General features: G+C 39.6%; 9 protein-coding genes. 4 read left to right on the top strand and 5 right to left on the bottom strand.

Translation table 11 applies throughout. The features are described 5' to 3' along the window. Positions 1 to 116: 116 nt before the first annotated feature. Complete coding sequence (locus WNY79_RS03400; RefSeq protein ID WP_342875127.1) at positions 117 to 2,669, bottom strand: glycoside hydrolase family 3 N-terminal domain-containing protein; 2,553 nt, start codon at positions 2,667 to 2,669, stop codon at positions 117 to 119. After that, positions 2,669 to 3,943 carry a sugar MFS transporter gene (locus tag WNY79_RS03395; protein ID WP_342875126.1) on the bottom strand — a complete coding sequence of 425 codons (1,275 nt, stop codon included), beginning with the start codon at positions 3,941 to 3,943 and terminating at the stop codon, positions 2,669 to 2,671. The genes WNY79_RS03400 and WNY79_RS03395 overlap by 1 nt, the downstream gene beginning before the upstream one ends. A 258-nt stretch (positions 3,944 to 4,201) precedes the next feature. Here WNY79_RS03395 and WNY79_RS03390 point away from each other — a divergent pair, with 258 nt between their 5' ends. From WNY79_RS03390 to WNY79_RS03380, 3 genes are all read left to right on the top strand, one after another. Next, positions 4,202 to 5,530 (top strand): GH1 family beta-glucosidase, encoded by a 1,329-nt coding sequence (locus WNY79_RS03390; protein ID WP_170070735.1) that lies wholly within the window; start codon positions 4,202 to 4,204, stop codon positions 5,528 to 5,530. A gap of 28 nt (positions 5,531 to 5,558) precedes the next feature. Beyond that, complete coding sequence (locus WNY79_RS03385; protein WP_342875125.1) at positions 5,559 to 6,881, top strand: MFS transporter; 1,323 nt, start codon at positions 5,559 to 5,561, stop codon at positions 6,879 to 6,881. Positions 6,882 to 6,943: 62 nt separating this feature from the next. Further along, positions 6,944 to 7,948 carry a LacI family DNA-binding transcriptional regulator gene (locus WNY79_RS03380; RefSeq protein WP_342875124.1) on the top strand — a complete coding sequence of 335 codons (1,005 nt, stop codon included), beginning with the start codon at positions 6,944 to 6,946 and terminating at the stop codon, positions 7,946 to 7,948. 91 nt (positions 7,949 to 8,039) lie between these two features. Here the strand turns inward: WNY79_RS03380 and WNY79_RS03375 are convergent, their stop codons facing one another. After that, the gene (locus tag WNY79_RS03375; protein ID WP_342875123.1) at positions 8,040 to 8,708 is read right to left on the bottom strand and encodes a DUF2987 domain-containing protein; all 669 of its coding nucleotides are present in this window, start codon (positions 8,706 to 8,708) and stop codon (positions 8,040 to 8,042) included. Beyond that, entirely contained in the window at positions 8,701 to 9,507 is an 807-nt protein-coding gene (locus WNY79_RS03370; RefSeq protein WP_024600124.1) for a glucosaminidase domain-containing protein, read from the bottom strand. The genes WNY79_RS03375 and WNY79_RS03370 overlap by 8 nt, the downstream gene beginning before the upstream one ends. 184 nt (positions 9,508 to 9,691) lie before the next feature. Here WNY79_RS03370 and WNY79_RS03365 point away from each other — a divergent pair, with 184 nt between their 5' ends. After that, the gene (locus WNY79_RS03365) at positions 9,692 to 10,984 is read left to right on the top strand and encodes an anti-phage deoxyguanosine triphosphatase (protein WP_342875122.1); all 1,293 of its coding nucleotides are present in this window, start codon (positions 9,692 to 9,694) and stop codon (positions 10,982 to 10,984) included. A 90-nt stretch (positions 10,985 to 11,074) separates the two neighbouring features. Here the strand turns inward: WNY79_RS03365 and WNY79_RS03360 are convergent, their stop codons facing one another. Further along, positions 11,075 to 13,231, bottom strand: a complete 2,157-nt coding sequence (locus tag WNY79_RS03360) for a prolyl oligopeptidase family serine peptidase (RefSeq protein ID WP_342875121.1) — start codon at positions 13,229 to 13,231, stop codon at positions 11,075 to 11,077. Positions 13,232 to 13,381: the final 150 nt, after the last annotated feature.

The following is a 13,381-nucleotide window of genomic DNA, read 5'->3' as shown; positions in this document are numbered from 1 at the left end:
GCGACCAGTTCCTATTAAGTTATATCAATCAGCTCAAGTGTTTATGCAGGTTACCTCTACATAAAAAAAGCCCTTCATTCTAAGGGCTTTGTTATACACACAATAGAGTTAATAAACTACTTACAAGACAGTGTAGCTTCGCCTGCTTTATTTGGCACAAACTGAATATTAGCTACAGAAATTGATGCTTTACCATTGCTGCGTAAACTAAATGGGCTTGTTAGGTTTGCAAAATTAACACCCTTATCAGCAAAACAACCTAAATCAATTGATACTGACTGCCATTTATTCTCAATGGTTTTATCCACTACGTTTGCTAAATCAATGCTAGCACCACATTCACCCGAGCAAGTCATAGCAAGTGCTATATCGCTCGTTAGTGCTTCGTTTAATTTAATATCAAAGCTAATCACACTATCGGCTTCAACATAGGCAATAGTATCTTCAGCAAAGCTTGTTACTATTTCAGCACTGGCTTTTTCTGTACCGCTGAAGTTAAATTGGCGCGCGTCTTCTTGTACTGTTTTGTCCTCAGTACGATATTTAATTGCACCAAATTCATGGGTACTACTCGATACATCTAAAAGCTCATCGCCCGATTTTAACAATAAGCGCCATGGTGCTACAGGCGCACCAACAAGTATATCCATACTCGTAAGCCCAGAGTTATCAAGTTTAGAGTCTTCATCAAGGTCGTCAGCTAACACGTTTTTATCGCCGTACGATAAGCCAAAACCATAAGGGAGTAATGGGTCGTAATTTTCATCGCCTTTATTAACCGCAGTTTGTACCGCTGATTTAGGCCAAGAAAACGATAATTTACCTTTAAAGTTATTTTGAATGGTGCCGTCTGCCGCTTTTAATAAAACATCAGCAATACCTGCGCCTTCTGTACCTGGCAACCATGCAGCTACAAACGCGTCAGATGCGTTAAGTTCGCTGTTAACCCACATAGGTCGACCTGATATAAACACAGATACAACAGGAATGCCTTGCTCTTTTAGTAAGTTTAAAAGTGCTAATGACTTTTTATTTCCGCGCTCAAACTCAAGGTTATCTTTATCGCCGTGCCCTTCTGCGTAAGGTTCTTCACCAAATACAACAATGGCAACATCAGGACGTTGCTCAAACGTACCATCAGCGCTTAAAGTAACACTTCCACCTGCTGCAGATATTTGCTCTTCAAGCCCTTTGTAAATTGACGTTGCTCCAGGGAAATCAGCATTTTTATTATTAGTCCCCTGCCACGTAATACTCCAACCACCCGACTGTTTACCTATATTATCGGCACCATCACCTGCAACAAGTACGCGTTGATTAGCTGCGATAGGCAATAGGTTATTTTTATTTTTGAGTAACACAAGTGATTCGCGCACAGCTTGACGTGCTACTTCGCGGTGCTCTTGGGCACCAATTAGCTCTGTTTTTCCAGAGTAAAGACGCTTAGCCGGGCTTGGTTTATCAAATAAACCAGCGCGAAGTTTTACGCGTAATATTCTACTCACTGCGTCATCAATACGCGACATACTAATTTCGCCTGACTTAACTTGCGCTATTGTATTGTCATAAAGAGGCTTCCATGCACCTGTTGGCACCATGAAAATATCAAGACCAGCATTAACGGCTTGTGCACAACTTTCGTTAGTACAGCCTTCAATTTGACCGTGACCGTTCCAATCGCCTACTACAAATCCATCAAAACCCATTCGTGTTTTTAATACATCAGTAAGTAAATATTTATTGCCGTGATTTTTAACGCCATTCCAGCTATTGAACGATGCCATAACCGATTGGCTACCTGCTGATAAACCGCCTACATAGCCTTGTGCGTGAATATCAAATAATGATTGTTCACTGTCGATGTTATTACCCTGATCATCCCCATCAACCGTGCCACCGTCACCAATAAAGTGCTTAACGGTACTAATTACACGCTTGTCACTTAAAAAGTCGCCATCGGCTTTACCTTGTAAGCCATTTACTATGGCTGCTGAGTAATCATGTACAATTTTTGGATCTTCTGAGTAACCTTCGTAGGTTCTTCCCCAGCGATCGTCGCGCACTACGGCAACTGTGGGTGCAAATACCCAATCAATACCCGTAGCCATTACCTCTACTGCAGTAATCGATGCTATTTGCTCGATTAAATCAGGATTATTCGCCGCGCCTAAACCAATGTTGTGTGGAAATAACGTCGCACCAATTACATTATTATGGCCATGTACTGCATCGGTGCCCCACATAGTTGGGATACTACTGCCATCAACTGAGTCATCGACAGAAGCTTGATAAAAGCTCTCTGCTAAGGCTACCCAGTCCATTGGTGTTGCATGTTTGTCGCCATTAGGGAATGCGCCACCGCCATTAAGGTATGAACCGAAGCCATATTTACGCATGTCTTCAACGGTAATATCACGAATTTCTGGCTGAATCATTTGAGCAACCTTTTGCTCAAGTGTCATAGCTTTTAAATAGTTAACTATTTTAGCTTCAATATCGGCATCTTTTTTAACGGCAATATTAAGTTTTGGCCAAATTTGCGCTGTTTTAGATAACGTTTCATTAGTTTCAACCGATGTCACTGCGTCGTTTGAACAAGCCGATAAAGTACCTACTGATGCAATTAATGTTGCTAAGGCTATTTTATTAAGTGTAAAAGGGGTTTTCATTATAGAGTCTCCTGCGCATGAACTGGTTTGCTACCGCTTAAACCATAGAACACGATAAATATGTAACATAAAATAGGTAAAACATACGAAAGTTGAACACCCACACTGTCAGCAAGTGCACCTTGTAAAAGTGGCACTATTGCACCACCTACAATCGCTAAACACAAAATACCAGAGCCTTGAGCTGTATGTTTGCCAAGTCCATTTAACGCTAAACTAAAAATGGTGGGGAACATAATAGAATTGAATAAACCAACCAATAGTATTGACCACATTGCTAATTGACCCGACGTGCTCATGGCAATAACGACTAAAATAATAGCCATGGTTGCGTTAAAGCCAAGTACTTTACCAGCAGGTAATTTTTGCATTACAGCAGCACCAATAAAACGCCCAACCATAGCACCACCAAAATAATAAGTGATGTAATGAGCTGCAGCATGCTCTTTTAGCCCTGCTATATTTTCTTGTGCTAAAAAGCTTACTAAAAAGCTACCAATTGCCACTTCGGCGCCTACATACATAAATATACCCACAGCACCTAATACAAGATGGCGATACTGCCAAGCACAGCCTTCAATTACCTCTGATTTTTCGGCTTCTGCTTTTTGCTCGCTCATAATGTCTGGTAATTTAAGCCATGCAAAAATACCGGCTAGTAAAATAAGCATTGCAGCTAAAAGGAGATAAGGAAGTTGTACTGATTCTGCATTTTGTGCAGGTGTTAAAAAGGCTTCTGACGCTGAGTCCAGAATTAACAGAGCACCAAATGATGGCGCAACCGTAGTACCTAACGCGTTAAAAGCTTGGGTTAGTGTTAAACGAGACGACGCAGTTTTTGCTGAACCCAACAAACTTACATAAGGATTTGCAGATACTTGTAATAACGTTATGCCACTGGCAAGTACAAATAAAGCAAATAAAAATACAGGATAACTATGTAAAGACGCTGCTGGGTAAAATAAGATACACCCTACTGCCGCAATTAAAAGCCCAACCACGATTCCTTTTTTATAACCAAGCTTTTTAACAATGTATCCACTAGGGAGTGACATTAAAAAGTAAGCGCCAAAAAAGCAAAACTGCACAAGCATTGCTTGAACATAAGTTAAATCGAAAACCGCTTTTAAATGCGGAATCAAAATATCATTTAAGCAGGTAATAAAACCCCACATAAAAAATAGTGAAGTTAAAGATGTAAGTGCAAAACCATAGTTTTTATCTTGGTGGTTTTGCGACTGTGTGTGTGATGTCAGTGGTGCTGAACTAGCCATGTGCTCTCCGCAATTTATTATTATAAATTGATCTTCAGTAAGTAATTAATACAAACCCCGCTAAGGCGCAGTATTAAAGAGTTGACCTGAAGATTAATTAACATTAATCTAAAAATGTAAGCGCTTTCACGGCTAATTAAATACGAACATGTTACATATTTCAACAACTTTTATTTTTAATAATGTTTTGTAACCGCTGAAAGTCAGTAAAAATAGGCGCTAAGCGTGCAATTAAGTTCTCAAAAAGGTTTGTAACCAATGACAAAAATATCATTACCATTTAATTCACCTCTATTAACAAAAGACTTTGTTTATGGTGTAGCAACAGCATCATTTCAGATAGAGGGCGGGTATGAGCATCGCTTACCGTGTATTTGGGATACCTTTTGTAGTACTGCAGGTAAAATTGCTGACAATTCACATGGTCATATTGCCTGCGATCATTACAACAATTGGCAACAAGACATAGATTTAATAGAGTCTCTAGGTGTTGATGCTTACAGGCTTTCTATTTCATGGCCTCGCGTTATGACTCAAGACGGAAAGTTAAATCCTGTAGGCGTTAAGTTTTATACTGATATTTTAGATGAGCTAAAACGAAAAAATATAAAAGCCTTTGTTACTTTGTATCACTGGGATTTACCGCAACACCTAGAAGATGAAGGCGGCTGGCTTAACAGAAAAACAGCTTATGCATTTGAGCAGTACGTAGAACTAATTACTAACGCATTTGGAACACGAGTGTATTCTTACGCTACATTAAACGAACCCTTTTGCAGCGCGTTTTTAGGTTACGAGATTGGCATACATGCCCCAGGTCTAGTAGGCAAGCAATATGGTAAAAAAGCAGCTCATCACTTATTACTCGCTCATGGTCTGGCTATGAACGTGCTGAATAAAACATCGCCTGATACTCAAAACGGCATTGTGCTTAACTTTACACCCGCCTACCCACTTACAGATACTCAACAAGACATAGACAGTGCCAAATACGCTGATGACTATTTAAATCAGTGGTACATGAAACCAATAATGGACGGTAAATACCCTGATATAATCAACCAACTACCTGAGGATCATTTACCAGAAATACACCCAGGTGATATGGAATTAATTTCTCAGCCAATTGATTACTTAGGCATTAACTTTTATACACGCCAAGTTTATAAAGCGCACCCTACTGATATTTATGAACCCATTGCACCTACGGGTCCGTTGACAGATATGGGATGGGAGGTTTACCCGCAATCGTTTACCGATTTGCTTGTATCGCTTAATAAGACATACACCCTACCGCCTATTTATATAACCGAAAATGGCGCAGCAATGCCCGATACATATAATAATGGCGAAGTTAACGACTTAGACCGTTTAAGTTATTATAATACTCATTTAAACGCAGTTCACAATGCAGTTGAACAGGGTGTTGTTATACGTGGCTACTTTGCTTGGAGCTTAATGGACAACTTTGAGTGGGCAGAAGGCTACTTAAAGCGCTTTGGTATTGTTTATGTTGATTATAAAACGCAGCAACGTACTATTAAAAATAGTGGCTTAGCCTATAAAGCACTTATCTCAAATAGATAATAATAAGCACAAAGCGGGATAAACAATCATGGTCAGTGTAAAAGAAAAAATAGCGTATGGCTTAGGCGACACCGCCAGCAATATTATCTTTCAAACAGTTATGATGTTTTTAATGCTGTACTACACAGATGTAGTAGGTTTATCGCCTGCCGTTGTTGGTACTATGTTTTTAGCAGTGCGTATTTTTGATGCCGTAACCGATCCATTAATGGGTAACCTTGCTGATAAAACATATACGCGCTGGGGGCACTTTCGCCCCTACTTACTTTGGCTTGCACTTCCTTTTGCTATTATAAGTATTTTAGCGTTCACTACGCCCGATTTAGAAGGCACCGATAAAATAATTTATGCCTTTACTACTTACACACTTCTTATGGTTGTCTACACCGCTATTAATATCCCTTATTGTGCATTGGGCGGCGTACTTACTGCTGACGTAAAAGAGCGCGTTACTATTCAGTCTTACCGGTTTGTATTTGGTATGCTAGGCGGCGTAATAGTAGCGGGTTGTACTATGCCAATGGTTGAGTATTTTGGCCAAGGCGATGCTGCCAAGGGCTATCAATACACAATGACTGCAATGAGCATTTTAGGTTTTGTACTGTTTTTACTTTGTTTTTTAGGCACAAAAGAGCGTATACAACAGCCAAAAGAGCAAAACATTCCTTTTACCAAAAGTGTTAAAGCCTTAATTAAAAACGATCAATGGCGAACTCTTTGCTTAGCTGCATTTTTTTTACTTACCGGGCAAGTATTAAGGCTTACGCTTGCTGTTTACTACGTAAAATACTATTTAGGTCGAGACGATTTAATCACCTTATTTATGACGCTAGGTGTTGCAGCAAGCATGGTAGGTTGTGCTTTAGCTCAACCACTTGCAAAGCGCTTTTGTAAGATAAAGGCCTATATAAGCTTACAAGTTATTGCCGCCGCTATTTGTGGTTTTAGTTACTTTATTAGTAAAGACTCTTTAGTATTGGCATTTGCGGCCTTTATTTTATGGAAATTCTTTTTAGATATGGCAACCCCGTTGTTGTGGGCAAAAATGGCCGACACCATAGATTACGGGCATGAAAAAACAGGTGTACGCATTACGGGTTTGGTTTATTCAGGCGTCATATTTTTTATTAAAATGGGCGTGGCTGTAGGCGGTGCAATTGCAGGCTGGTTATTATCTTTTTACAGCTATCAGGCCGATGCAGTACAAACCCTCGACACCCAACACGGTATTTTACTTTCATTTACTGTACTACCTGCTTTTGGCTCATTATTTGTTGCCTACATAATGAAAAAATATACACTAACTAATCAAGTTGTTGAAAATATTCAATCTAAACTAACAGCTAGTTAAGATATATACTCTAAGGTATTATTTAGCCGAAGTAGTTAAGGATAAGCGAGTGAACAAATAACATGGCAACAATTTATCAAGTCTCAGAGCTTGCGGGCGTATCGTTAGCCACCGTTTCTCGCGTGATGAACAAAAATACCCGCGTAAGCGATAAAACTAAACAAAAAGTGCTTGATGCCATGGAGCAGCTTGGCTACAAGCCTAATTCAATAGCGCAATCTTTAGCCTCTAACTGCACTAACAGTGTCGGTATTTTAGTGTCTGAGTTACATGGTCCTTTCTTTGCCCAAATGATGGCAGGTATTGAATCAGAGCTTCGTGCTGCGGGTAAGCACGTTATTATTACCACCGGACACAGTGAAGAAGACAAAGAGCAAGAAGGCATTGATTTTTTAATTAGCAGACGCTGCGATGCCATTATTTTGCACGTAGAAGCCGTTTCAGATGACTACCTAATAAAATTAAGCGAAGGCTCTACACCTGTTTATTTAATGAGCCGTTACGTAGAGCAACTAAAAGACAACTGTATCAGCCTAGATAACCAATTAGGTGGCTACCTGGCCACTAAATCGATATTAAATCAAGGGCATACACAAATAGCGTACATTGCAGGCCCGCAGTTTAAAGCCGATGCATTTAATCGCTTAGAGGGTCATAAACAAGCCCTTACAGAAGCTGGCGTTAAGTTTGATCCTGCTCTTTATTATATTGGCGACTTTAACGAAACTGGCGGTAGTAAAGCCTTAAAACATTTTATTGATGAAAAACTTAGCTTTACCGCACTGGTATGTGCCAATGACGAAATGGCATCCGGTGCTATGAAGTACGCACGAGAGCACGGTTATAATTTACCAAACGACTTATCGATTGTTGGATTTGATAACGTTATTTTTGCAAACTACCTGTACCCTACACTCACGACCATAGATAATCCGGTCGGGAAAATGGGCGAAATGGCAGCAAAACTAGTGCTTAAAGACGTATATCAAAATAAAAACCTCGTTATAAATCGGTTTTTTGAACCCACTTTAATGCAGCGAGACTCTTCAGCACCACTTATTAAATAAAAACTAAAGGCTAAAAACGAGTACAGAATTTGGTACAAAAAAAGCGGCTAAATGCCGCTTTTTATAGGTTAGCTACTTAGCTAAACGCTGATCACTTAACAATCCAAGGCGTTACTTTTATTACTTGCGATATATCGCCAAGCACCGCGCTATCATCTTCCCAGCTATCTTCAACTGCAAAGTAACATACTGACTTTTCACACGTTATGCTCTTATCATCAAATTGCATTGGGCTTTTAAATGTAACTGCTACGCCCTTTTGCTCTGGTAATAAAAACCACATTAATTTACTTACAAAAAAGCCCGACAAATCAGTTAACAGCTCATCAAGTTCTTCGTTAATGGTATATAACGACTGCTTTGAAAACGCTAAACCTTCAAGTTCGTTTGCTTCTATTTGTAGCTTTAATTGGCAATCGTGTACAGGATTGAGCGGCTCTACTACAATGACCGCTTTATCGGTATCAAGCTGCTTATCGAACGGCAATAGTAATTGTGCTTTATCGGTAAAGTTAAGTGGATACTCGTTTCTTTCGGTTAAAATAGTACCGCTTTTAATCGCGCATGTTTCATTAGTACCAATATCACTAATGTAAAAGTTAACTCGCGCATATTGAAAATCGCCTTTGTTAACAATTTTTAAGCGGTCGTAAAAACCGTCATACGACATCACAAACTCTCTCGCATTTACATTAAATGCACTAGTGCTCAGCAGTGCTAACACAATAGCGTTGGTACAATTAAAAATGTATTTATTCATCAAAGTAGGCTCTATTTTGGCTAATCATGGTGTTTAACTCTTCTATATACGCTTCACCGCGCTCAGAGTAAGACATTAAACCATGTGTAAGTTCAGTCGCTAAAATTGGTTTTTGCTCAAGACGTAAGTTTTCACGTATTGCGCGCAAATCTTTATAAGCAGGATGCGTATTTATGTTTTTAAAGTAAGAGTTTATAGCAGCTCTCACCGATTTAAACGCAGCAACTTCGTGCGCAGCCCCGGTATTACGGCGTTTTGGCACCATGCCACAACCTTTTGTGTAACACCACTGACCAAAAAAGTTAAGGCCAATACGTGCAAAACGTGATGTGCCCCACGCAGATTCGTTTGCAGCTTGCATAAGCGCTAATTCTTTAGGAATTATATCAACACGGCGTAATGCTTGCGTAAGTATGAGCGTATCAACTGTGGTTGGTAAGCCGTATGACTTTAAAATTTTAGCAATATCTTTGCTTTGCTTTTTTTCTAAAGGTAATTCGTTTTGGAGCATCATGCGTGCTATTTCTAGCTTAGCGCGTTGCTGTAGTATTTTTTTGTTTTCGGCTTCTACATGCGGACGAATAAAGCTAAAAAATGCATGTTTTTTTTCTTTTACATCACTAAATTCAGAAAACTTAGGTAATTTTACGTTATGTAATGGTTTTTCTTTTTTCTTCACTTTTTTGGGTTGTTCTGACGTTTGTTCATCCTGATCAACGTCGTCACTTTGTATAAACGGATATGCAAGCGCCCATACAAAAAATACGGTTAACAAAAACTGAAAAATAATTCTTAGCATGTATTCTCTCTTTCAAACAACTAATTATGCATGGTCAATACACAAGCATACGAAGGCACATTATACCTAAGCCACTTTATAAACGCGAATAACGAAAAGTAGTGCATTTGTTCATTCGCAATTTATAAGTCCATGGGTATACTGGGCAAAGTTTAATAATATTAACTATGTGTGAGTAAGCAGTATGGATAAACAATGGCAAAGCCGAATAATAGAGCAATATAAACATCGCCCTAACGATAACCGCTCGCCGTGGCAGGTCGATCGTTCGCGTATTATTCATGCCGCTGCATTCAGACGTTTGCAAGCTAAAACCCAAATTATGGGTATTGGCCTAAACGACTTTTACCGCACTCGCCTTACCCACTCTTTAGAAGTATCGCAAATTGGTACTGGCATATTGCGCCATTTAAAAGCGCAACATAGTGACTTTACGCACTTTCCATCAACCGGACTGCTAGAAACACTGTGTTTAGCGCACGATATTGGCCATCCGCCTTTTGGGCATGGTGGTGAAATAGCACTCAATTACATGATGCGCGATCACGGTGGTTTTGAAGGTAACGCACAAACACTGCGCATAGTTGCAAAACTTGAGCCCTACAGTAATGGCCACGGCATGAACCTCACTCGTCGTACTTTATTAGGCTTTATAAAATACCCCGCGTTTATTAATACGCTTTGGCATATCATTCCTGACGATACAACCGGTCGTGCATTTATAAAAGCGGATGATTGGAGACCTGCCAAAGGGTTATACAACGACGATGCAGCCATATTTAATTGGATAGTAGAACCACTGAGTCAAAACGATAAAACATTGCTAGGTAGCCATGCCGCTATTGATAAGTACCGCGCTAAAACAACGTATAAATCGCTCGACAGCGCCATAATGGAACACGCCGACGATATAGCGTACGCGGTACACGACTTAGAAGATGCCATTGCAACCCACGTACTCACATTAGACGATTGGCAAACTCATGCTCTGCCTCATTTAAAAGCACTAAATTTTGCCTGGCTAAACGCCATGCTTGAATCGCTGACCCAGCGCTTGTTTTCAAAAAATGATTATGAGCGAAAAGATGCCATAGGTGAGCTGGTTAATACCTTTATTATTCATATACATTTAGATGTTCAAAACGATGACTTTGAATGCCCTATTTTAAAGTACACAGCTAAATTAGATGCCCAATACGACAGTGTATTGCAAATACTTAAGCATTTTGTGTTTCAACGTTTAATACGTGACCCCGAAATGCAGCAAATAGAGTTCAAAGGCCAAAATTTACTAATAGAGTTATTTACGGCGTTTGCTAGCGATCCGCTGCGTTTATTGCCCGAAACAACTCAAGCACAATACATAGAAGCACAAAAGCAAAACCAAGGTATGCGTATAATTTGCGATTACTTAAGCGGAATGACCGACGAATACGCTTATAAAACGTATCAACGATTGTTTTCACCTATGCAGTAGCTAACTGCTAACATTGAAAAGGCCGAGTAAATTAAATTTACTCGGCCTTTTTGCTCAGCTATTAAAGTTAGCTATTTAGTTAAATCGCTTTTATAACGACTCTACGCCCATGTTGTAAAGCGTAAAACCAAATATATCAGCGTACTGCTCAATTGTTTTGCTTGTTGGAGTACCTGCACCATGCCCTGCATTGGTTTCTATGCGAATAAGCGTTGGATTATTACCCGTTTGCTTTGCTTGAAGCTCAGCTGCAAACTTAAACGAATGCGAAGGGACAACGCGGTCATCATGATCGCCAGTTGTAATCATAGTAGCTGGATACTCAACACCTGCTTTTACATTATGAAGTGGTGAATAACCTTTAATGTATTCAAACATTTCTTTGCTTTGCTCGCTCGTACCGTAGTCGTATGCCCAACCAGCGCCCGCAGTGAATGTATGGTAGCGCAACATATCAAGTACGCCTACAGCAGGTAGAGCCACTTGAAATAAGTCTGGACGCTGCGTCATCACTGCGCCAACTAACAAACCACCATTAGAGCCACCGCGAAGTGCTAAGCGCTTTTTAGACGTGTACTTTTTATCTTTTAAGTACTCAGCCGCTGCAATAAAGTCGTCAAACACATTTTGCTTTTGCAATTTTGTGCCTGCATTATGCCAGTCTTTACCGTACTCACCGCCACCACGAATATTAGCAACGGCGTACACACCACCTTGTTCAAGCCATACTGCATTAACGGGGCTAAAGCTTGGCGTTAAACTAATATTAAAACCACCGTAACCATATAAAATAGTAGGGTTTGAACCATCAAGCTTAATGCCTGTTTTATAGGTGATTACCATCGGTATTTTAGTACCGTCTTTTGATGTGTAAAACACCTGCTCAGACGTGTAATCATCGCTATTAAAATCAATAGCCGATTTACGATAAACACCCGATTCACCCGTAGCTACATCAAACGTATAAGTAGTACCTGGTGTTTTGTAGTTAGTGAACGAATAATAAAGCGTTGTTTGATCTTTTTTACCGCCAAAACCACGTGCAGTACCCACGCCTGGTAATGTAATTTCGCGAATTAGCTCGCCTTTTTTGTTGTACTGTTTTACCTGCGAAATCGCATCAACCATGTAGTTGGCAAAAAAGGTATCGCCACCTTTTGTAAGATTTAGTACGTTTTTGGTTTCAGGAATTAAATCAACCCAATTTTCAGGGTTTGGGTTACTTGCATCAACCGTCACTACTTTTTTGTTTGGTGCATTAAGGTTAGTAACTAAAAACAGCTTGCTGCCTTCGTTATCAATCACTGATGTATCTGAATCAGTATTTCCAACAACCGTTACAAACTCACTGTTTTGCTTTGTTAAGTCTTTTATAAACAGCTTATTGCCTGAAGTAGACGTACTAGCTGAAATAAGTAAGTAGTGGCCGTCATGGGTTACATCCGCGCCTACATAGCGATGTTTTTGCTCATCAGTTTCACCAAATACAACACTATCAGCAGACTGTGCAGTACCTAGCTTATGGTAATACGCTTTATGCTGATCTGTTTTAGCCGAAAGCTCACTGCCTTTAGGTTTTTCGTAACTTGAATAATAAAAACCTTCGTTGCCTAACCAGTCTATACCACTAAATTTAACATCAACAAGCGCTTCTTCAACTTGCTCTTTAGTATGTGCATCAATAACTATAATTTTACGCCAATCGCTGCCACCTTCAGATATTTGATACGCGAGTAATGAGCCATCTTTTGAAAACGATAAACCCGACATAGACGTCGTACCATCGTCACTAAACTTGTTTGGATCTAAAAATACTTCTACGTCGCCGCCATCTTTACTGCGATACAAAACATACTGATTTTGCAGGCCATCGTTTTTATAAAAATAGGTGTAATCGCCTTCAGTAAAAGGAGCGCCTATTTTTTCGTAGTTCATTAGTTTTTCAAGGCGCTGCTTTAACTTATCGCGATAAGGTATCTGCTCTAAATAAGAAAACGTTAAACTGTTTTGCGTTTTAACCCAATCGGCAGTTTCGCCGCTCATATCATCTTCAAGCCAACGATATGGGTCGTTAACCGCTTCTTCAAAGTAGGTGTCTACGATATCGCCTTTTTTTGTTTCTGGGTATATAACTGCATTAACTTGCTTCATTGGTGCTTTTACTTCTTCTTGAGTTACCGTATTAGTTGGCTCTGAACAGCCGCTAAGCGCTACAATTACAGCACATGCTAGAGTGTGTTTAAACATCCTGAGTTCCATTCTTATTTATTAATAGTGCACATAAGTTATTAACTTTTAGCTCTTTTGTCTATTTAGATGCGTTAAGCGCCATTTATCGCTGTAAACAAATGTAAACTTACGCTTTAATAGTTCACAACACTGATAAAATAAAAAATA

The sequence above is a fragment of the Pseudoalteromonas sp. AS84 genome (assembly GCF_038900255.1).
Classification (GTDB): Bacteria; Pseudomonadota; Gammaproteobacteria; order Enterobacterales; family Alteromonadaceae; genus Pseudoalteromonas.
This window is presented reverse-complemented; position numbering and strand designations above follow the sequence as displayed.

What these genes read in the sequence shown, in the direction of transcription:
- WNY79_RS03385 (WP_342875125.1), top strand. Translation starts at nt 5,559, where the DNA reads ATGGTCAGTGTAAAAGAAAAAATAGCGTATGGCTTAGGCGACACCGCC.
- WNY79_RS03380 (WP_342875124.1), top strand. Translation starts at nt 6,944, where the DNA reads ATGGCAACAATTTATCAAGTCTCAGAGCTTGCGGGCGTATCGTTAGCC.
- WNY79_RS03370 (WP_024600124.1), bottom strand. Translation starts at nt 9,507, where the DNA reads ATGCTAAGAATTATTTTTCAGTTTTTGTTAACCGTATTTTTTGTATGG.
- WNY79_RS03390 (WP_170070735.1), top strand. Translation starts at nt 4,202, where the DNA reads ATGACAAAAATATCATTACCATTTAATTCACCTCTATTAACAAAAGAC.
- WNY79_RS03360 (WP_342875121.1), bottom strand. Translation starts at nt 13,231, where the DNA reads ATGTTTAAACACACTCTAGCATGTGCTGTAATTGTAGCGCTTAGCGGC.
- WNY79_RS03365 (WP_342875122.1), top strand. Translation starts at nt 9,692, where the DNA reads ATGGATAAACAATGGCAAAGCCGAATAATAGAGCAATATAAACATCGC.
- WNY79_RS03395 (WP_342875126.1), bottom strand. Translation starts at nt 3,943, where the DNA reads ATGGCTAGTTCAGCACCACTGACATCACACACACAGTCGCAAAACCAC.
- WNY79_RS03400 (WP_342875127.1), bottom strand. Translation starts at nt 2,669, where the DNA reads ATGAAAACCCCTTTTACACTTAATAAAATAGCCTTAGCAACATTAATT.
- WNY79_RS03375 (WP_342875123.1), bottom strand. Translation starts at nt 8,708, where the DNA reads ATGAATAAATACATTTTTAATTGTACCAACGCTATTGTGTTAGCACTG.